Below are 20,151 nucleotides of genomic sequence, written 5' to 3' on the forward strand. Positions count from 1 at the left end.
CTCTAACGTAAAGATTAAATTACACCAAAAGATCTAAAAGTTTACATACCACGTTTTTAAAGGCGCTAAGGCAAGCAAAACCGTAAACTTAAAATTACAAGCTAACCAATGAATGTAAATGCAGTTTTAAGATCGTTAATAATGTCGTTAACATCCTCTAGACCAACTGATAGTCGAATTAGACCATCACTTATCCCAGCTGCTGCTCTTTCTTCTGGTGAATAAGGCGAATGTGTCATCGATGCAGGATGTTGAATGAGGGTTTCAGCATCCCCTAAACTGACCGCCAGAGTGCAAAGCTGGGTGTTATTTATGAATGTTTCGCCATCTTCTAGGCTGCCTTTAATTTCAAAGGCAATAACACCTCCAGCCGCTTCCATCTGCGAGCCAATAAATTTATGACCCGGATGTGATTTAAGTCCTGGATAATAAACTTGGCTTACTAGCGGGTGTTGCTCTAAATATTCAGCAACTATTTGGGCACTCGCACAGTGACGCTCCATGCGTACAGCAAGGGTTTTTAAACCGCGATTAATTAACCATGCATCATGAGGGCTAATCGTTGCACCAATATCTTTTAGCACCGTCATTTTTATCAGGTTGATATGCTCCTCTGTGCCACACACAAGCCCAGCTACCACATCACCATGGCCATTTAGGTATTTAGTTGCGCTGTGTACCACAATATCAATGCCAAACGAGGTAGGTTGCTGTAGCAGAGGCGTTAAGAAGGTATTGTCGATAACGCTTATCAGCTGATGCTGCTTAGCAACATCGGCAATTAAACTTAGATCAAGCACCGCCATGGTCGGATTAATTGGCGTTTCAGCAAAAATCATTTTTGAATTGGCTTTAACCGCGCCGCGAAGTTCAGCCTCGTTGGTCATATCAACAAAAGTGACTTCGATACCAAAGCGCGGCAACATGTGAGCAAAAAATGCAAAGGTACAACCGTATAACGCGCTTGATGCGACTAGGTGGTCACCTTGTTGTAAAAAGCTAAGCACAGACGCAGACACGGCACCCATACCGGTCGCAGTGGCAGCCGCTGCTTCACAGTTTTCTAACTGAGCCACTTTTTGTTCTAGCTCTTGGGTTGTCGGATTACCCAAACGGGTATAAATAAAGCCCTGCTCTTCACCGGCAAATCGGGCTGCACCTTGGGCTGCATTAGCAAAGGAGAAGGTAGAGGTTTGGTAAAGTGGCGCACTCAGTGCGCCATGTGGATCATTTGGTTTTTCTGGACCGTGAATACATTGTGTATGTAAGTGATGCTTAGTCATTGTGTGTTCTCGTTTTTATTATCAGTACTTCATACTCATAAATAAAACGTAGATACCCACAATGCACAAGCATGCCGGATGCTCAGATGGCTAAATATCACTCAGCCGTTTTTATTAACTGTACACAAAAGTTGTCATTTTGTATTTTCGCTCTCTTTGTCGCTCGTACGTGAGGCAATTTTACGGGCAATACTATTGGCGGTTTCTTTTAGCAAGCTGCGCTTATGCTCTAAGCGAGGTAACGGGCGACTAAGCTCCATCGCTTTATACCCTATACGCGCGGTAAAAATACCTGCACTTAGCCCTTGCGCTGCACGGCCCGACAATTTCCCCAGTAATTCAGCGCTTAGTGCCGTTGCTGCTAAATCTGAAACTAACTCTGCACTACCAACAAACAACACTTGTTTCACTAATAAGCGGTACAATTTAATACGGCTTGCATAACCAAAACCAATACCGTAAATACGGCCAATTTGTTCAATGAGCTTAGTTCCACGCCATAGCACCGCCATCATATCAACTAAAGCCAGTGGGCTTAGCGCAACCAGTAAACCAGACTCAGTAGCAAAACGGTTAATCAGTTTTTTCGCTTGCTGATCTTGGCTGACCAATAAGCTATCGGCGTATAAGGTCATGATTTCTTTATCGGTATGGTGACTTGCTATTTGCTGCTTAAACTCTTCAAATCCTGTAAGCGCTTGATGTTTATTAAGCTTTTCTAGCCACGGCAGTGCTTCTCCTACTTGCTCGCTATTGAGTAAGCGGTCGGCCTCGGTACGATGCAATTGATTACGCTTTAAACTTCTTAGCATGCGGTACTCGCGCCAAATAACACGGGCAATCAGTAGCACACCACTGAGAACAGCCGTTAAATACACCGAACCTAAAATAATTGATTGCTGGAACGTCACAAATAATGACATCGCAAACTCAAGTAACACTAACGCTAAAAAGCTAACAACAAACACCCCTTTTAGGGTTTGCCATTTCGACTTTTTATACACAGGCTCAAGCTCAATGCTATCTTGCTGATCTTCTTCAGTGTCGATAAATTCGGCGTTTTCTATGACTTTAGCAACAGTTAACTCCTCTGCTGTAACCTCATTACTTGCAGAGCTTGAAATACGACGACCAGCCTGAAAGTTCATCTCCTTTGGTTGCTCACTCATGTTAGTTTGTCTCCTATCAGGTACTGCATGACATGATCTAAACGAATATGCTTTAACCGTTTATCAGGGCATGGCAGTGGCGAAAACGATAAGAACTCAAAGCCTTGTTTTGGCCACTCTTGTTTGTTTAGAAGGCGTGATGGTGGCTGCGGCGGTAAATACGTTAGCCATTCTTGCTCGCCCAAAGGTTTGCCATAAATACAGGCTAACTGCTGGCCTTTTTCAGCCACTTGGCGCGGCTCTGTAGCGCAGATAGATGACATTGCCATGGTTTCGATTTGCACGCCTTCGAACTTTAAGTGATTCGTTTGGTCATGCACGATTGAATCAAGCAATAGCGCTAAATCTTTGTGATACTGAGCACTAATATGATCTGACTTATTGGCCGCAAACAGTAGCTTGTCGATGTTTGGTTTAAACAAACGTTTAAAGAAGCTTGCTTCACCATAATTAAAGTGCGCCAGCAACTGGTTAATAACACGACTTTGCTCATGCAGCGTTTCGCTGCCTTCATTCAAGGCACTGAGCACATCCACCAGCACAATTTGTCGGTCAAAATGACGAAAATGCTGCTCGTAAAAAGGTTTTACAACCTCTTTTACATAGGCCTTATAGCGCTTTTTAAGATGCGCTAGATTTGACCCTTCGGTTATATCGTCAGGCACATTCGCAACCGGGAAAAACTGTAATAACGGCGCGCCTTTTAGCTCACCGGGCATCAGCATGCGACCAGGTTGTAACATGGCAAGTTTGGTGTCTTTTTTAAGGCCGAGCAATAGCTGCTGATAGAGCGAAGCAACATCAGCAAGTTTACTTTCATCAACACTGGCTGATAAATCAAGTTCAGCAAGGGCTGTTAAAAATGGCTTAGCCTTTTCGTTACGGGCTGTTTGCTGCAACAGTGAGTATTGTGACTCACACCAATCAGCAAATGATTGCTCTAGCATTGGTAAATCAAGTAGCCATTCACCAGGGTAATCAATAATGTCTAAATAAAGTGTTGATTGCGGTGCGAAGTGACCACGTAGCCCCGAGTTACTTTGGTACTTAATTGCTAAACGTAGCGTATTTATACGCTCGGTAGAGGCAGGCCATGTTGGCTCACCTTCAACAGGTAACAACGCCGATAATGCATTGTTATATTCAAATGTGGGTATTGTCAGTGCTTGCTGCGGCACTATTTTTGTGGCGATATGACGCTTTTCGCGCATCACATCAAAAAAAGGTAAGTTTTTTTCGTCAGCTTGACTTGTTAGGTGTTTAACTAAGGCTGTAATAAACGCGGTTTTGCCACTGCCACTTAACCCCGTGACGGCTAACTTCACGTGTTGGTCTAAACTACGATGAAGGGCTTTTTCCGCTTTATTTTTTAACGAATTAAAGGTGTTCTTTGCAAATGATTGGCTCATAAAGTGTCTGGCACCTTATTTGCGCTGGGTATCACGATGCAAACAAGGTGCGTTTATATCCTTTAAAGTTTGTTGATTTCACGGCTAACCGTAAATTCTGTTGATGTGACATAGCGTTCCATCTCTTGTAAACGACCATCAACTCGAGCAAGACGATCTTTTAAATCTTGCAATGCACGGCGAGGTGGTTCCCCTTTTTGCCATACTTTAAATTTTACTTCAAGCGGGTCTTGGTGAATGCTATCTGCGCTTTTCACTGTTTTTTCAGTTGGTTTTTTATCTAAAATAAACCACGCTGCGATATAAGCAACAACAATAAACGGGCCGCCTGATAATAGTACTGCTGTCACCACTAAAATACGTACCAGCCAAAGTTCCATGTTGAAGTAATCGCTGATACCTGCGCATACACCTGCTATTTTGCCACGCTCAGGGTCTCTAAATAATTCGCGTTTGGTACTCATACTTTACGTCTCCACTGTGGAGCCTCTTGGTCTAATAAGGCTTCTAAGGTTTCAACACGCTCTGCCATTTTGTCTGCTTTTTGTGCAAGCTCTAACAATTGGCGGTGCTCATGTTCACTTAAACCTTGGCTAACTTGCTTTTTACTACGGTAATGTAAAATTAACCAAAGTGGGGCAACAACCACCATAAAAACGATAATGGGTGCCATCAAAACTTCTGCATCAAACATGCTACTCTCCTGTCAATCCGTCATGTGTTTAAGCATTGGGGGACACGCCCCCATTTATTATTTTTTATCTGCTAGTTTTTTCTTAAGCTCAGCTAGCTCATCATCAATCTTTTCGTCTTGCTGAAGACCAGCAATTTCGTCAGCTAATGATTTTTTACCAAGATCATAAGACTCTATTTGTGATTCTAGACCATCGATCTTGTTTTCGTAACGTTCGAAGCGGTTTAAAGCGTCTTCGACTTTTGAGCTGTCGAGTGCTTTTTTAACTTCAAGACGAGACTCAGCAGAGCGTTGGCGTAAGATGATTGCTTTTTGACGCGCTTTTGCATCAGCTAGCTTCTCTTGTAACGTGCTTACTTCTTGCTGTAGTTTCTCGATGTGAGACTCTACATGTTCAAGCTCAGTTTCAACTGCTGCGACTGCATCTGCTGACTTTTGCTTTTCAATCAGTGCTGCACGTGCTAAATCATCACGGTCTTTACTGAGTGCTAATTCAGCTTTTTCTTGCCAATCTGCAACTTGAACTTTTAACGTGTCAACGCGACGTACTAGCTCTTTTTTCTCAGCAAGTGTTTTTGCTGATGTAGAGCGAACTTCTACTAATGTATCTTCCATCTCTTGGATGATCAGGCGAACCATTTTTTCTGGGTCTTCTGCTTTATCTAAGATGGCATTGATATTAGAATTAACGATGTCTGCAAAACGTGAAAAAATTCCCATAACATTTACCTCTTTGGTGTTTTAACTTAATCAGTTGGTATATCTAGTATCAATATGCTTGCCAACTTTTATAAACCTAGAATAACCAAATAAATTCAAATAGTTAAACTAAATTTATAAATTTCTTTAGTTCTCAAAGATAATGAAATACACTAGATCTTAGTAAAAATGACTAAGAGTTAGGGAATATGAGCCAATTTCGCCAACAGGATAACTTACTCGGCCAATCTGACAGTTTCTTAAGTGTGCTTGATCAAGTTTCACAACTAGCAAGTTTAGAAAAGCCTGTCCTTATTATTGGTGAGCGCGGTACGGGTAAAGAACTTATTGCTGCCCGTTTGCACTTTTTATCTAAGCGTTGGGATCAAAACTATATAAAGCTTAACTGTGCAGCGCTTAACGAAAACCTGCTCGAAAGCGAATTATTTGGTCATGAAAGCGGCGCATTTACAGGTGCTAGCAAACGTCACGAAGGCCGCTTTGAACGTGCTAACGGCGGTACGCTATTCCTTGATGAATTAGCCAATACCTCTGCGATGGTGCAAGAAAAACTTCTACGCGTTATTGAATATGGCGAATTTGAACGCGTTGGTGGTAAGCAAACGGTTAAAGTAGATACTCGTTTAGTGTGTGCCACCAATGAAGACTTACCTACGCTTGCTGAACAAGGCGAATTTAGAAGCGACTTACTTGACCGTCTTGCCTTTGATGTTATTACCTTACCTCCACTTCGTGAACGCCAAGAAGATATCATGCTACTAGCAGAACAATTTGCAATTAATATGGCTCGCGACCTTGAATGGGAGCTATTCAGTGGCTTTACTCGTAGCGCCATCGAAACACTGCAATCTTATGAGTGGCCCGGTAATATCCGTGAGTTGAAGAATGTGGTTGAACGTAGCTTATATCGCCATGGTAATGAACATATTCCCGTTCACCAGATTATTTTAGACCCATTCGCGAGTAAATTTAGACCTAAACAACGGGTTAAAGCTGCGGTTGCAAGTGCTCCAGTTGCTAGTGTCGAACATGCTGCCCCTATTGCTACAGTTCAAAATCAAGAAACGGTGACACTGAATAAACCTGAAATTCAATTTCCTTGTAATCTAAAACAGCTATCAAATGACTTTGAGATAGATGTGATCAAAAAAGCACTCGAACATAGCCAATTTAATCAAAAGAAAACTGCAGAACACTTAGAATTAACGTATCATCAATTACGTGGCTATTTGAAAAAATACAATTTATTAGATCAGCAGCAATAGTTAGAGGCTAATCAGGTGTTTAAACCGTTACTTGCTTTGTCTTTGGTGTGCTTAGTCGGCTGCCTAGACAGCGAAGAAAAAACCACAGAACAAAAAAACCAGGGCTTAGTCTATTGCGCTGAAGCAAACCCTGTGTCGTTTAATCCGCAAGTGACAACGACAGGTTCGACTATCGATATTATCGCTAATCAGTTGTATGACCGCTTGCTCAGTATTGACCCTGTCACCGCTGAGTTTCAGCCTGAGTTGGCAAGTGATTGGAAAATTAGTCCTGATGGTAAAGCCATTACCTTTACACTTCGTAAAGGGGTAAAGTTTCATACTACAAAATACTTCACTCCTACTCGGGAGTTTAATGCTGACGACGTTATTTTTACCTTCAGTCGCCTATTTGACGTATACAACCCTTATCACTTTGTTGGCGATGCCAGTTACCCTTACTTTCAAAGTGTGGGTATTGATCAGCTAATTCGTCGCATAGTCCGTGTTTCTGATTATCAAGTACGGTTTGAGCTCTATAATGCTGAAAGCAGCTTTTTAGCAAACCTTGCAACCGATTTTGCCGTGGTGTTATCTGAAGAATACGCCATGCAGCTTAAAGCACGAAACCAAGAAAACTTATTTGACCAATACCCAGTGGGTACCGGCCCTTATGTATACAAAGAGTATCGTCGCGATCGTCTAATTCGCTATTATCGTCATCCTGATTATTGGAAACACCCAGTAGTACTTGAGCAATTGGTGTATGACATAACACCAAACGGCACAACACGGGTTGCGAAAATGCTCACTAAAGAATGCGATGTAACTGCGCACCCAAGCAGTGCACAGTTGAGTATTTTATCGCAGCGAGACGACATCACTGTTCAAAAAGAGCAAAACTTAAATATTGGTTATTGGGCCTTTAACACTGAGCGACCACCTTTTGATGACGTACGCGTTCGTCAAGCACTGGCCAGTGCCATCGATATCGACAAAATAATGCAAGCGGTTTATTACGGCAACGGCATTAAGGCGCAGTCATTACTGCCTCCGGCCTCTTGGGCATTTGAAGCGCAAAAAGCCATGCCTGAATTTAACCCTGCACTTGCCAAAACATTACTTGCCGAAGCAGGCTATAAAAATGGCTTTGATATGAATATTTGGGCCATGCCGGTAAGCCGTATTTATAATCCCAACGCACGTAAAATGGCAGAGCTAATGCAAAGCGATTTACGCAAAATTGGTGTGAACGTTAATATCGTCGAGTATGAGTGGAATACTTTTTTACAACGGGTTGGCGAACACCGCCACGACAGCGTTTTACTGGGCTGGGCTGCCGACACTCCTGACCCTGATAACTTTATGAGTCCATTATTAAGTTGTACTGCTACCTTTAGCGGTAAAAACCCAGCTAACTGGTGTAACCCTGAATTCGATTTATTACTGACCCAAGCGCTTGATACCACTGATTTAGAAAAGCGTAAGCAATTTTATAATCAGGCACAGCGTATTATCGTGCAAGAACTGCCTATTTTACCGATAGCCCATGGTATGCGCTTTCAAGCTGCAAGTAGCGATGTTAAAGGTATCAATTTAAGCCCGTTTGGCGGTATATCACTGGCTAATGCGAGGAAAGAATAATGATACTCGATTATATTCTTCGCCGCCTAGCGCTATTAATGTTTATGATGCTGACTCTGAGCGTCTTTACGTTTTCATTAAGTTTTTTATTTCCCGGTGATGCCCTTACTAACTTAAGTGGTATTACAAACAGTACCTTTTCGCAAACTAATGCGCTTGAAGAAAGGTTTCATTTTACTGAAAACTATGTGGTGCAGTATTTTGCATTCTTAGAGCGAATTAGTCAGGGCGATTGGGGTGTCTCTTTTGCATCTGGCGAGAGTGTTTTCCAACACATAAAAGACCTATTCCCTGCCACACTTGAATTAAGCCTTTATGCGTTATTTGTATCTGTGGCCGTTGGTGTGCCAAGCGGTATTTTAGCATCAGCCTACTACAAGCGTTGGCCTGATAAACTGATTAACTCTGGCACGCTTATTGGCTATTCGATGCCAGTGTTTTGGCTCGCGCTGCTATTAATCATGGTTTTTTCACTGCAACTAGGCTGGTTTCCTATGTCTGGTCGCATGGGCTTACTTTACGAAATAGAGCCGGTTACTGGCTTTATTCTTATTGATATTATTGCAACTGATTTTCCCTATCACGGCATGGCATTTTTGGATGCGCTACATCATCTAACACTGCCAACAATTGTCCTTGCAATGTACCCAACCACCGTACTGGTGCGCTTTACCCGTGACTCTATGCTTAAAGTTTTAGATCAAAGCTACATTAAAACAGCCCGTGCAAAAGGCTTAAACCGTGCACAATTAATCCTTCACCATGCGCTTCGTAATGCTCTTTTACCGGTTATCAAACAAATCGGTTTACAGTTTAGTACTTTGATCACCCTTGCAATGATCACCGAAGTTATTTTCTCATGGCCGGGCATTGGTCGTTGGTTAATAGACAGCATTTATCAACGTGATTACCCCGCAATTCAAGGTGGGTTGTTGGCTGTGTCTATGTTTGTAATTTTAGCAACTATCGTTGCCGAGTTAACCTATACCCTTTTCGACCCACTCTCGCGGAATCAAGCTCATGGCAAAGTTTAATTTATTCTCTGAAGAGTCGAATAAATCGCCACTAGCGCGATTTTGGCGGAAATTCAAAAATAATCACCCAGCCCTTGTTGGCTTATGGTTGTTTATTGCTTTTGCACTACTGGCGATTTCAGCACCATTACTTGCGCCATATGGTGTGAATCAACAACATAGCGACGCCCTATTGCTGCCTCCATCATGGCATGACGCAGGCGATGTGCGCTTTTTATTAGGTACCGATGATTTAGGCCGGGATGTACTCTCAAGGCTAATGAATGGCGCAACCTACACCTTTGGTTTGTCGGTTGTTGCGGCCTTAATTACTACTGTGATTGGCGTGTTAGTGGGCACCTTTGCGGGTATCAGCCGTGGTATTCGCTCAAGCTTTTTGAACCACTTACTCGATATTACCTTATCAATTCCATCGCTGTTGCTGGCCATCATTATTATTGCAATTTTAGGCCCTGGCCTTATGAATACTGTTTGGGCGATTATTTTAGCCTTATTGCCACAGTTCATTCACTCGGTACGTAATTTGATTGTTGAAGAACTCAACAAAGACTACATTACAGCGTTTAAACTTGATGGCGCTTCAAACTGGCATATTCTTGCTCGTGGGATCTTTCCGAACATTTACGAACACATTGTGGTTATTTTTACCATGGCGCTCTCTACAGCCATCTTGGATATCTCGGCACTTGGCTTTTTAAAACTGGGGGCACAGCCACCCACTACTGAGTGGGGAGCAATTTTGGCAGAAAACCTTGGTTTAATTTACCTTGCCCCTTGGACTGTAGGCTTACCGGGCGTATTATTATTTTTAGCGGTACTGTCTACCAATTTAGTGGGTGATGGGTTACGCCAAGTGCTTAAAGAACGTAAGGCCGACTAACTATGCAATTACTCGACATTCGCAATCTAACGATAGAGTTACGCACCTCAGATACCGTTATTCGTGCGGTTGATAGGGTCAGTTTGACCTTAAAAGAAGGTGAAGTACACGCATTAGTTGGTGAATCAGGTTCAGGTAAAAGTCTCATCGCTAAAGCTATTGTCGGCGTATTAAATAAACGTTGGCATATTACGGCTGATCGCATGCACTGGCGTGGTGTTGACTTAATGCGTTTATCAAACGAACAGCGCCGTAAACTAGTTGGTCAAGACATTGCAATGATTTACCAAGATCCAAGCCGCTGTCTTGACCCAACTGCCAAGATATTTGACCAAATTGCCGAAACTTTACCTACACAAGCGACCAGTGGCTTTTTCTTAAAACGTAATAAACAGCGTAAAGACAGAGTAAAAGCGTTAATCCACAAGGTAGGTATTAAAGATCATAAAAAGGTACTCGACAGCTACCCTCATGAGCTCTCTGAAGGTATTTGTCAAAAAGTGATGATTGCCATGGCCATTGCGCGTACTCCAAAACTATTGATTGCCGATGAGCCAACTACCGCCCTTGAGAGCACCACGCGTGCGCAAGTATTTAGACTATTAAAAAGCTTGAATCAGCTAAAGAATATGTCGATTTTGATGATCTCTCACGAGCTTGAAGAGATTATTGAGTGGTCTCACGGTATGCATGTTTTGTACTGCGGACAAATGGTTGAAGCTGGCCCGACGAACCGTATTTTTAGCCAGCCACATCACCCCTATACACAAGCGCTATTAAAAAGCTTACCTGACTACGAACAAGGCCTTGCTCACAAAGAACCTTTTTATGCGCTTAAAGGCACAATACCTACATTGCAGCATTTACCAATAGGCTGCCGACTAGGGCCGCGCTGTCCGCAAGCGCAAAAAGAGTGTGTGGTTACACCAAAATTAACTAAACACCATAGTCACAGTTATGCCTGTCATTTTCCGTTAATTAAGGCGATGAAATAATGCAACCGCTGCTAAAAGTTCAAGCGTTATCGAAAAGTTTTAACTTGCGAGCAGGTTTGTTTGCTCGAAAACGCTTTTCTGTTTTAAAAGATATTTCGTTTTGCTTAAGCCAAGGTGAGACCATTGCTATTATCGGTGAAACTGGCTCAGGCAAAAGTACTCTTGCAAAGTTATTAGCGGGCGCTGACAGTGCCGATAAAGGGCAGATATTGCTCGATGGCAATATTATAGAAAATGATGGCATACGTGATAACGACTGCCGCCACATTCGCTTGATTTTCCAAGATTCTGAGGCGTCATTAAATCCGGGTTTAACTATTGGCGACATGCTGAACGATTGTTTACAGTACAACACTGATTTAAATAAAGATGAGCGAGAAGAAAAAATTAAACAAACTCTCGCAAAGGTGGGCTTGCTGTTAGATCATCAACATTATTACCCACACATGTTTAGTAGTGGCCAAATGCAACGTATAGCACTTGCACGGGCTTTAATTTTAGATCCCAAGGTTGTAGTGCTTGATGAAGCTTTATCGTCTCTAGACCCTTCTGTGCGCGCACAAACGGTAAACTTATTACTACGCCTACAAAAAGATACTGGACTTAGCTATGTGCTTATTACCCATCATCTAAGTCTGGTGCGCCACATCAGCGACCAGCTCGTAGTACTTGATCACGGCGAGATTGTTGAATACGGCCAAACCGAAGCAATTTTCCAAGATCCACAATCTAAAGTAACACAGAAATTGTTGAACTGCTGACATTGAAGTGTCAGCCGTCAACTTTAAATTTAATTCGGCGTTAAACGCCTCCCTTCGCGAGTATGTTGATATCTCTATTAACTTTACTCTTTTTCCTTGCTGCTTTTCACATCAATTCTATCACCATGGCTTGGTGGTGTAGATGTAACAATAAAATGCAGTGGTTCAGTACCTTGATTACTTAGCTGATGAACTCGGCCAGCACTTACATGCAAACCTTGTTGCGCAGTCACTTTGTGTATTTGGCCATCAAGTTCAATGGTGGCACAGCCACTAAGTACAAAGAAAAATTGTTCTGCATGCTTATGGTAGTGTTTTACTTCAGCCTCACCTGCTGGGACATGCTCTTGAATAATACTTAATGTATTGGACTTTACTAAGTGCCATCCATCACAGTTGTTGCCCCACTTGTAGTGCTCTGCTGTTTGTTTATCTATAGTGCTCAAAACTTTTTATACATCCCTTGGCTTTGTGGTGCGACAAACTTGTAGCCAAGCTTTTCGTAAAAGCCTGGTTTGTCAGCGACCATAGTGACATAACTACCTTCAAAGGCGGCAGATTCGATGTAGCGGTCAACATGTTCCATAATCACACGCCCTAACCCTTGCCCTTGATATTCTGGTGATACAGCAATATCAACTACCTCAAAATTACAACCACCATCACCAATAACACGGCCCATGCCAATCAACTCATCGTCTTTGCGAACACAAATAGCATAAAGAGAGTTTGGCAGCCCTGCTTTCGCCGCAGCTAATGAACGAGCTGATAAGCCGGCCTTAAGGCGCATTGCACAGTATTCTTCCGCACTTGGTAACTGCTCTATTAGGCGATACTCCATAAATGCTCCTTTGATACCTATTCACGAGTTAGAATTACCTGAAAAGTTAACAAAAAAGGCGCCATAAGGCGCCTTTTATTTAAGTTGTTTTGCTACTTATTCAGCAGCTTGTACAACTTTTGGTACTTTTACATCTGCTTGCGCTTTAAGTGCAGCAATGAATACCATGTAGTTTTTATTCACTTGAGCCATAGTGATGTTTTGTTTTTGTTGTTCGTTAATATCGGTGCTTTGTGCTTCATTCACTGCTTTTAAAGCAACAATAGCAGAGTCACCATTATTCAGATCAACAACATCTACCACTGGCGTATCCTGAGGATGCGGCATTTTAAATACTTGCTGTACAATTGCCGGAGACACAGTATACGCTTGACGAGCAAGTGCAGACTCTTGACGCACTTCAATACCTTCGGCAGTAGCAACATCATTTAAGCTCTTACCTGCTTCGATATCTGCAAATAAAGTACGTGCTTTTTCTTTAGCAAGTTCAGAGGCTTTCTGTGCAACCAGTGTTGCTTTAATTTGCTCTGATACATCTTCAAGTGGCTTAGTCGTTGCTGGTTTATGGTCGTTTACACGAACAACAACAGCGTGCTCATCACCCACTTCAATAACCTCTGAGTTCATACGATCTTCTAACACTTCAGGAGAGAAAATTGCAGTAACAACTTGCGGGTTATTTAAAGGCTCTGGTAATGAGTTACGTGTCACAAGTTCTGTTTTCTGTACTTCAACACCGGCTGCGTCTGCAGCGTCTGTTAATGTATCAGAAATTTCAAAAGCAATTTCTCCCATTTGAGTTTGCTTTTCATAAAACGCATTCACTTTCTTAGTACGTTCAAGTTCAGCACGAAGCTCATCTTTTACATCAGCATACGGTTTAACTTGCTGTTTTTGAATATCAGTGAGCTTGATGATGTGATAGCCGAATTCTGATTCAACAACGTCAGAAATGTCACCTTTGTTCTCAAGTGCATACGTTGCATCTTCAAAAGCTGGGTCCATCATGTCACGTTCGATCCAATCAAGATCACCGCCCATTTCAGCACTCACAACGTCATCCGAAGATGATTCAGCTAGTTCAGCAAAATCAGCACCGTTTTGCAGTTGTGCTAATAGCTCTTCAGCTTTCGCTTTTGCTGCATCATCGTCTTCACTGTTATCAATTAAGATGTGTGATACACGACGCTTTTCAGGCTCAATATATTGTGCGCTGTTTTGATCGTAGTATGCTTTGATATCTTCTTCTGAAACACTTGAATCCAACGTTAAGTTTGCAGCATTTAAATCAATATAGCTGACAGATACTTGTTCAGGCGCTAAAAATTGCGGTTGATTTAATTCATAGTAATCTGCAATTTCTTGCTCTGTTACTTCAATACCCGCTTGTAATGATTCTTTTGACACAACTAAATAGTCAATACTACGAGTTTGCTGTTGAAGCGCTACAGTATTATTTAATTCGTTTTCAAGAATAAAGTCAGTACCAGCAACTGCACCAACAAGTTGGCTGCGAGTCATGTCTTTACGTAAGTACTCTCGGAAAGCGTCTGGCTGGAAGTTCATCTGACGAATAACTTGTAAGTAACGATCGTTGCTAAATTGGCCGCCAACTTGGAAGTAAGGCATTTCTAAAATAGCTTTACGAACACTCTCATCACTTACACGAAGGCCTAACTCTGCCGCTAGTTGAGTTTGCAATTCTTGTTGTACTAAGCGGTCAATCACGCCTTGGCGAATTTGTGCCATGTAATTTGGATCAGCTGCGATTTGTGCAAAGTATTCACCAAACTGTTGCTCTAAACGATTGCGTTCATTTTGGTAAGCACGGCTGAACTCGGTTTGGCTAATTTTAACTCCATTTACTTCTGCAACGGGTTGCTCTGTGGTTTGTCCTAAATAACCACCAATCCCAGCTAAAGCAAAAGATAAAATCACCGCGCCTAAAATAATTTTGGCTGCAGGTCCCTGCGAACCTTCTCTGATTTTCTCAAGCATTTATCTATCTCTATTCTGATCAGGTACAAAATATACCAATTAGCATAATCAAGGATGATTGCTGATTGATATCAACCCTGCTCATGTAAAAAAAGCGTATCTTACCAGATACGCTTTTTCACTTGAAGTAACTGGTGATAAGTTACCTAAATTCTATTTAAGTGTCCTTAGGTATCCTCACCAACTAATCTTATTGATTAGTTTACTGCGTCTTTCAGCGCTTTACCTGCTTTGAAAGAAGGGATATTTGCCGCAGCAATCTGGATAGTCTCACCAGTTTGCGGGTTACGACCTGAACGTGCTGCACGCTCACGTACTGAGAAAGTACCAAAGCCAACAAGCGCCACTGAGTCGCCATCTTTAAGAGCGCCTGAAACAGCCTCGATGAATGAATCTAGTGCACGACCTGCAGCCGCTTTAGAAATGTCAGCGTCAGCTGCGATTTGATCGATTAATTGAGATTTATTCACAATATCATCCTCTTTCATTGTTATTATCAAGAGCGATTATTTTTTAAAAAATAACATCACTGTTTTGAAAATTTATAAGCAAATTAAATTTATGCTCAGTTTATTATATTTTTCTCAACCCTAGGCCACATAAGGCCTAGGCTTGAAAACTAGTGCTTAACTTATCATACCCTTAGTATTTGAAAAGCCCCTAAATGCACTTTTTTGCGGTTTTTTACTGGTTTTTTTCAGTTTCGACAGAAAAACTCTCAACTGGGTGCTTTAAAGCCAGTTTTAAAACGTCATCAATCCATGTAACTGGGTGAATTTCAAGGCCCTCTAATACATTGTTTGGGATCTCTTTTAAGTCACGTTCGTTAATTTTTGGAATAATAACGGTTTTAATACCACCACGATGAGCCGCTAGTAACTTTTCTTTTAAGCCACCAATCGGTAACACTTCACCACGTAAAGTGATTTCACCTGTCATAGCAACATCAGAACGTACCGGGTTACCTGTTAAGCTCGAGACTAAACCAGTTACCATTGCAATACCCGCACTTGGGCCATCTTTTGGTGTTGCTCCTTCTGGTACGTGAACATGGATATCACGTTTTTCATGGAAGTCGCTATTAATACGTAATTTTTCAGCACGATTACGAACAACCGTCATGGCCGCTTGAATCGACTCTTGCATTACATCACCAAGTGAACCGGTGAAAGTAAGTTTACCTTTACCTGGAACAGCAGCTGATTCGATAGTCAGTAAATCACCACCTACTTCAGTCCACGCTAATCCGGTTACTTGACCAATGCGGTCACCATCTTCAGCTTTACCATAGTCAAAGCGTTGTACACCTAAAAACTCTTCTAGATTATCTTCATCGATAGTCACTTTTTTAGTGTCTTTATCTAACAAGATATTCTTAACAGCTTTACGGCAAAGTTTAGATACTTCACGCTCTAGGTTACGCACACCGGCTTCGCGAGTGTAGTAGCGAATAATGCCAATAATTGCACTATCAGCTATTTCAACTTCACCCTCTTTTAGACCATTACGCTTCACTTGCTTTGGAATTAAATGCTGCTTAGCAATATTCAGCTTCTCGTCTTCGGTGTAACCCGATAGACGAATAACCTCCATACGGTCTAGTAATGGGCCTGGAATGTTGAAGCTATTTGATGTTGCAACGAACATTACGTCTGATAAATCGTAATCAACTTCTAGGTAATGATCAGCAAAATGACTATTTTGCTCAGGATCAAGCACCTCAAGTAATGCTGATGCTGGGTCACCACGCATATCAGAAGACATCTTATCGATTTCATCTAATAAGAATAATGGGTTTTTCACGCCGACTTTGGTCATATTCTGGATTAACTTACCAGGCATAGAACCAATGTAAGTACGACGATGACCGCGGATTTCCGCTTCATCACGAACGCCACCAAGGGCCATACGAACATATTTACGACCAGTAGAACGTGCAATTGACTGACCTAATGAGGTTTTACCCACACCAGGAGGGCCGACTAAACATAAAATTGGGCCTTTGAGTTTATTAGTACGTTGTTGTACCGCAAGATACTCAATAATGCGTTCTTTTACTTTATCTAGACCATGATGATCGCTGTCTAAAATCTTTTGTGCGCCAGCTAAGTCTTTTTTCACCTTAGAGCGTTTTTTCCAAGGCACATTGATAAGCGTATCAATGTACGAGCGCACTACGGTTGCTTCAGCCGACATAGGCGACATCATTTTTAATTTAGATAACTCTGCGTTCGCTTTTTCTTGCGCTTCTTTAGGCATACCTGACTCTTCGATGCGTTTTTTAATTGCTTCGAATTCATCGGGTACATCATCAAGTTCGCCAAGCTCTTTTTGAATCGCTTTCATTTGCTCGTTGAGGTAATACTCTCGCTGCGATTTTTCCATCTGCTTTTTAACGCGAGTACGGATTTTCTTCTCAACTTGCAGTAAGTCAATTTCACCTTCCATCAGCGCCATTAGGTATTCAAGACGCTCAGTGACATCAGCTATCTCAAGTACTTTTTGCTTTTCAGGCACTTTCAGTGGCATATGAGCTGCCATAGTATCTGCAAGACGTGCGGCTTCATCAATACCTGATACAGAAGTGAGTACTTCTGGTGGAATCTTCTTATTAAGCTTTACATAGCCTTCAAATTGGCTAATTGCGCTGCGTATGAAGACATCCTGCTCTTGTTCATCAATATGGTTTGACTCAATAAACTGCGCTTCAGCTACAAAGAAATCAACATTGTCTAGAAATGTTTCTACTTTCGCGCGTTGAGTGCCTTCAACCAACACTTTAACGGTGCCATCAGGTAGTTTTAATAACTGAAGTACTGTGGCAATGGTGCCAACACGGTAGATATCGTCTTGCTGCGGATCATCAACAGAGGCGTCTTTTTGCGCCACTAGGAAAATTTGTTTGTCCTTGTCCATCGCCGCTTCTAGGCATTTTATTGATTTTTCACGACCAACAAATAGCGGGATCACCATGTGCGGGTATACCACAACATCGCGCAGTGCCAACACGGGGATTTCGACTCGATCGGTTCTCTCAAGCGTCATTATATTCTCTTCGCACTTCATTTATTTTAAAGATTACTCAAGTATATGGGGATATGTAAGGGAAAGTTCAACATATTTGTAAAAAAAGGAGCCTTTGGCTCCTTTTTTATACTTAACTGATTAAATATTAATCTATTAAAGCTTTATTCTGATGCAGCTTTATCTTGATTACCACTTTGGTAAATTAAGATTGGGTCTGATTCACCTTTAATAACGGTTTCATCAATAACCACTTTGCTTACATCATCCATTGAAGGCAACTCATACATAGTATCAAGTAACACACCCTCAACAATTGAACGCAAGCCACGTGCACCTGTTTTACGCTCCATTGCTTTGTGAGCAATCGCACTGAGCGCATCTTCACGGAACTCAAGCTCAACATCTTCCATTGCAAATAATGCAGAGAATTGCTTAGTTAGAGCATTCTTTGGTTCGCTAAGAATTTGAATAAGTGCCGCTTCATCTAGTTCTGTCAATGTAGCGACAACAGGAAGACGACCAATAAATTCCGGTATTAAGCCGTATTTAACAAGATCTTCTGGCTCTACATCTTTAAACGTTTCGCTTAGACTACGGCTACTTGCCGATTGCTTAACTTGAGCGCCAAAACCAATACCTGTATTTTTGTGGCTACGCTGTTCGATCACTTTATCAAGGCCAGCAAATGCACCGCCACAAATAAATAGAATCTTCGATGTATCAACTTGCAAGAATTCTTGCTGCGGATGCTTACGTCCACCTTGTGGTGGTACAGACGCAACCGTACCTTCAATCAGTTTAAGTAACGCTTGTTGCACACCTTCGCCCGATACGTCACGAGTGATCGATGGGTTATCAGACTTACGAGAAATCTTGTCAATTTCATCAATGTAAACAATACCACGCTGCGCTTTCTCTACGTCGTAGTCACATTTTTGCAGTAGCTTTTGAATGATGTTTTCAACATCTTCACCAACATAACCTGCTTCTGTTAGCGTAGTCGCATCAGCCATAGTGAAAGGTACATCGAGCAAACGAGCCATGGTTTCAGCAAGTAATGTTTTACCACTACCAGTAGGACCAATTAATAGGATGTTACTCTTACCTAGCTCAATTTCTGCATTAATACTTTGATTACGAAGGCGTTTGTAGTGATTGTATACCGCTACCGACAGCACTTTTTTTGCATGATCTTGGCCAATAACATAATCATCTAAGTGATTACGAATTTCTTTTGGAACAGGTAATTTATCAGACGCATTATGCTTTGGCGCAATGTCTTTGATTTCTTCCCTGATGATATCATTACACAGCTCAACACATTCATCACAAATGTATACTGAAGGGCCTGCAATAAGTTTACGAACTTCATGCTGGCTTTTGCCACAAAAAGAGCAGTATAACAATTTATTACTTTTGTCGCCGTCTGTAGGAGTGTCAGACATTCAGCTACCTCATTTATTACGTTGGCAGTAGCACTGGGCTACTGCTAATTCACTATGTTTAACTATATCAAAGAATATCAGTTTTCGCATAGTAAAGGGTGATAGCTAACAATACGTTATTATTAGCTATTCAGATTACTTCGTTTCGCGGCTAGAGAATACAGAGTCAACTAGGCCGTATTCAACCGCTTCGCTTGCGCTCATAAAGTTATCACGGTCAGTATCGCGTGATACGACCTCTAATGGTTGACCTGTGTGCTCTGCCATCAAACGGTTTAACTTATCTTTAATCGATAAGATTTCGCGCGCATGAATTTCGAAGTCAGATGCTTGACCTTGGAAACCACCTAATGGTTGGTGGATCATCACGCGTGAGTTAGGTAAACAAAAACGCTTACCTTTAGCGCCACCTGATAACAAAAAAGCACCCATACTAGCTGCTTGACCCACACAAATAGTGCTTACATCAGGTTTAATGAAATTCATTGTATCGTAGATTGCCATACCAGCAGTTACAGAGCCACCTGGCGAATTGATATAAAGATAAATATCTTTTTCTGGGTTTTCTGATTCTAAAAACAGCATTTGTGCAAGAATCAGGTTTGCCATGTTATCTTCAACTTGGCCTGTTAAGAAAATAATGCGCTCTTTTAAAAGACGTGAGTAAATATCATATGAGCGCTCCCCTTTTGCTGTTTGCTCAACAACCATAGGGACTAATGCGTTTAGAGGGTCTATCATACCGCTATTCATTCTTATTTAATTCCTTATCCGCTGCGACTCATCCTTACTATAAGGAAAGCACATTAATACTAATGTTAATTAAAGTAACTGTTCAATCTTTTTAACTATATGTGAACGGTTCGGCACTATTTCAATCTTTACTGAAAAATGTTCTGAAATAACATCTAGTATTGTCGGTTTTTGTGAAACTTGCTACCACAAACTAAAATGGCCCGGGTACGCTGTAAATATACAGAGTAACACGAGCCATTTAATCGCTAGCG

Annotated in this window: 19 protein-coding genes; 6 read left to right on the forward strand and 13 right to left on the reverse strand. The window is 41.7% G+C overall.

Annotated elements, in window-relative coordinates:
- Positions 1–101: 101 nt before the first annotated feature.
- From megL to pspA, 6 genes are all read right to left on the reverse strand, one after another.
- Positions 102–1,283, reverse strand: a complete 1,182-nt coding sequence (megL, locus tag QL229_RS02230; RefSeq protein ID WP_138558154.1) for a methionine gamma-lyase — start codon at positions 1,281–1,283, stop codon at positions 102–104.
- A 134-nt stretch (positions 1,284–1,417) separates the two neighbouring features.
- Complete coding sequence (locus tag QL229_RS02235) at positions 1,418–2,452, reverse strand: TIGR01620 family protein (protein ID WP_138558155.1); 1,035 nt, start codon at positions 2,450–2,452, stop codon at positions 1,418–1,420.
- Entirely contained in the window at positions 2,449–3,861 is a 1,413-nt protein-coding gene (locus QL229_RS02240) for a YcjX family protein (RefSeq protein WP_138558156.1), read from the reverse strand. Before QL229_RS02240 ends, QL229_RS02235 begins: the two co-directional genes overlap by 4 nt.
- A gap of 62 nt (positions 3,862–3,923) precedes the next feature.
- Positions 3,924–4,325 carry an envelope stress response membrane protein PspC gene (pspC, locus tag QL229_RS02245; protein WP_135923996.1) on the reverse strand — a complete coding sequence of 134 codons (402 nt, stop codon included), beginning with the start codon at positions 4,323–4,325 and terminating at the stop codon, positions 3,924–3,926.
- On the reverse strand, positions 4,322–4,555 hold the full coding sequence (gene pspB, locus QL229_RS02250) for an envelope stress response membrane protein PspB (protein ID WP_036969793.1): 234 nt from the start codon (positions 4,553–4,555) through the stop codon (positions 4,322–4,324). Before pspB ends, pspC begins: the two co-directional genes overlap by 4 nt.
- Positions 4,556–4,612: 57 nt before the next feature.
- Positions 4,613–5,275, reverse strand: coding sequence for a phage shock protein PspA (pspA, locus tag QL229_RS02255; RefSeq protein WP_135923995.1), 663 nt, complete (start codon positions 5,273–5,275; stop codon positions 4,613–4,615).
- Between the two features lie 188 nt (positions 5,276–5,463).
- Between pspA and pspF the strand changes: the two genes are divergently transcribed.
- Genes pspF through QL229_RS02285 form a run of 6 tightly spaced genes read left to right on the forward strand, consistent with a single transcriptional unit; the run spans position 5,464 to position 11,833 of the window.
- Positions 5,464–6,540, forward strand: a complete 1,077-nt coding sequence (pspF, locus tag QL229_RS02260) for a phage shock protein operon transcriptional activator (RefSeq protein ID WP_135923994.1) — start codon at positions 5,464–5,466, stop codon at positions 6,538–6,540.
- Between the two features lie 45 nt (positions 6,541–6,585).
- Entirely contained in the window at positions 6,586–8,163 is a 1,578-nt protein-coding gene (locus tag QL229_RS02265; protein ID WP_235382079.1) for an ABC transporter substrate-binding protein, read from the forward strand.
- Positions 8,163–9,197: an ABC transporter permease gene (locus QL229_RS02270; RefSeq protein WP_138558157.1), complete on the forward strand. Its 1,035-nt coding sequence runs from the start codon at positions 8,163–8,165 to the stop codon at positions 9,195–9,197. Before QL229_RS02265 ends, QL229_RS02270 begins: the two co-directional genes overlap by 1 nt.
- Positions 9,184–10,077 carry an ABC transporter permease subunit gene (locus QL229_RS02275; protein ID WP_135923991.1) on the forward strand — a complete coding sequence of 298 codons (894 nt, stop codon included), beginning with the start codon at positions 9,184–9,186 and terminating at the stop codon, positions 10,075–10,077. Before QL229_RS02270 ends, QL229_RS02275 begins: the two co-directional genes overlap by 14 nt.
- Before the next feature lie 2 nt (positions 10,078–10,079).
- Complete coding sequence (locus tag QL229_RS02280) at positions 10,080–11,072, forward strand: oligopeptide/dipeptide ABC transporter ATP-binding protein (RefSeq protein WP_135923990.1); 993 nt, start codon at positions 10,080–10,082, stop codon at positions 11,070–11,072.
- Positions 11,072–11,833, forward strand: coding sequence for an ATP-binding cassette domain-containing protein (locus tag QL229_RS02285; RefSeq protein WP_138558158.1), 762 nt, complete (start codon positions 11,072–11,074; stop codon positions 11,831–11,833). Before QL229_RS02280 ends, QL229_RS02285 begins: the two co-directional genes overlap by 1 nt.
- 83 nt (positions 11,834–11,916) lie before the next feature.
- Here QL229_RS02285 and QL229_RS02290 read toward each other — a convergent pair whose 3' ends face one another.
- From QL229_RS02290 to clpP, 7 genes are all read right to left on the reverse strand, one after another.
- Positions 11,917–12,279: a cupin domain-containing protein gene (locus tag QL229_RS02290; RefSeq protein ID WP_138558159.1), complete on the reverse strand. Its 363-nt coding sequence runs from the start codon at positions 12,277–12,279 to the stop codon at positions 11,917–11,919.
- On the reverse strand, positions 12,276–12,674 hold the full coding sequence (locus tag QL229_RS02295; RefSeq protein ID WP_138558160.1) for a GNAT family N-acetyltransferase: 399 nt from the start codon (positions 12,672–12,674) through the stop codon (positions 12,276–12,278). Before QL229_RS02295 ends, QL229_RS02290 begins: the two co-directional genes overlap by 4 nt.
- A 96-nt stretch (positions 12,675–12,770) precedes the next feature.
- On the reverse strand, positions 12,771–14,672 hold the full coding sequence (ppiD, locus tag QL229_RS02300; protein WP_253038056.1) for a peptidylprolyl isomerase: 1,902 nt from the start codon (positions 14,670–14,672) through the stop codon (positions 12,771–12,773).
- Between the two features lie 197 nt (positions 14,673–14,869).
- On the reverse strand, positions 14,870–15,160 hold the full coding sequence (locus QL229_RS02305; RefSeq protein WP_175580427.1) for an HU family DNA-binding protein: 291 nt from the start codon (positions 15,158–15,160) through the stop codon (positions 14,870–14,872).
- A 196-nt stretch (positions 15,161–15,356) separates the two neighbouring features.
- Positions 15,357–17,717 carry an endopeptidase La gene (gene lon / locus QL229_RS02310; RefSeq protein ID WP_281546445.1) on the reverse strand — a complete coding sequence of 787 codons (2,361 nt, stop codon included), beginning with the start codon at positions 17,715–17,717 and terminating at the stop codon, positions 15,357–15,359.
- A 143-nt stretch (positions 17,718–17,860) separates the two neighbouring features.
- A complete protein-coding gene (gene clpX / locus QL229_RS02315; protein WP_135923984.1) occupies positions 17,861–19,144 on the reverse strand; it encodes an ATP-dependent protease ATP-binding subunit ClpX in 1,284 nt (427 codons plus the stop codon).
- 135 nt (positions 19,145–19,279) lie between these two features.
- On the reverse strand, positions 19,280–19,897 hold the full coding sequence (gene clpP / locus QL229_RS02320) for an ATP-dependent Clp endopeptidase proteolytic subunit ClpP (protein ID WP_138558162.1): 618 nt from the start codon (positions 19,895–19,897) through the stop codon (positions 19,280–19,282).
- Between the last annotated feature and the right edge of the window lie 254 nt (positions 19,898–20,151).

Source organism: Pseudoalteromonas sp. PAR1 (assembly GCF_947311895.1).
GTDB lineage: Bacteria > Pseudomonadota > Gammaproteobacteria > Enterobacterales > Alteromonadaceae > Pseudoalteromonas > Pseudoalteromonas lipolytica_C.

Coding starts and splice junctions, on each gene's coding strand:
- megL (WP_138558154.1), bottom strand. CDS start 1,283: ATGACTAAGCATCACTTACATACACAATGTATTCACGGTCCAGAAAAA.
- QL229_RS02235 (WP_138558155.1), bottom strand. CDS start 2,452: ATGAGTGAGCAACCAAAGGAGATGAACTTTCAGGCTGGTCGTCGTATT.
- QL229_RS02240 (WP_138558156.1), bottom strand. CDS start 3,861: ATGAGCCAATCATTTGCAAAGAACACCTTTAATTCGTTAAAAAATAAA.
- pspC (WP_135923996.1), bottom strand. CDS start 4,325: ATGAGTACCAAACGCGAATTATTTAGAGACCCTGAGCGTGGCAAAATA.
- pspB (WP_036969793.1), bottom strand. CDS start 4,555: ATGTTTGATGCAGAAGTTTTGATGGCACCCATTATCGTTTTTATGGTG.
- pspA (WP_135923995.1), bottom strand. CDS start 5,275: ATGGGAATTTTTTCACGTTTTGCAGACATCGTTAATTCTAATATCAAT.
- pspF (WP_135923994.1), top strand. CDS start 5,464: ATGAGCCAATTTCGCCAACAGGATAACTTACTCGGCCAATCTGACAGT.
- QL229_RS02270 (WP_138558157.1), top strand. CDS start 8,163: ATGATACTCGATTATATTCTTCGCCGCCTAGCGCTATTAATGTTTATG.
- QL229_RS02275 (WP_135923991.1), top strand. CDS start 9,184: ATGGCAAAGTTTAATTTATTCTCTGAAGAGTCGAATAAATCGCCACTA.
- QL229_RS02280 (WP_135923990.1), top strand. CDS start 10,080: ATGCAATTACTCGACATTCGCAATCTAACGATAGAGTTACGCACCTCA.
- QL229_RS02285 (WP_138558158.1), top strand. CDS start 11,072: ATGCAACCGCTGCTAAAAGTTCAAGCGTTATCGAAAAGTTTTAACTTG.
- QL229_RS02295 (WP_138558160.1), bottom strand. CDS start 12,674: ATGGAGTATCGCCTAATAGAGCAGTTACCAAGTGCGGAAGAATACTGT.
- ppiD (WP_253038056.1), bottom strand. CDS start 14,672: ATGCTTGAGAAAATCAGAGAAGGTTCGCAGGGACCTGCAGCCAAAATT.
- QL229_RS02305 (WP_175580427.1), bottom strand. CDS start 15,160: ATGAAAGAGGATGATATTGTGAATAAATCTCAATTAATCGATCAAATC.
- lon (WP_281546445.1), bottom strand. CDS start 17,717: ATGACGCTTGAGAGAACCGATCGAGTCGAAATCCCCGTGTTGGCACTG.
- clpX (WP_135923984.1), bottom strand. CDS start 19,144: ATGTCTGACACTCCTACAGACGGCGACAAAAGTAATAAATTGTTATAC.
- clpP (WP_138558162.1), bottom strand. CDS start 19,897: ATGAATAGCGGTATGATAGACCCTCTAAACGCATTAGTCCCTATGGTT.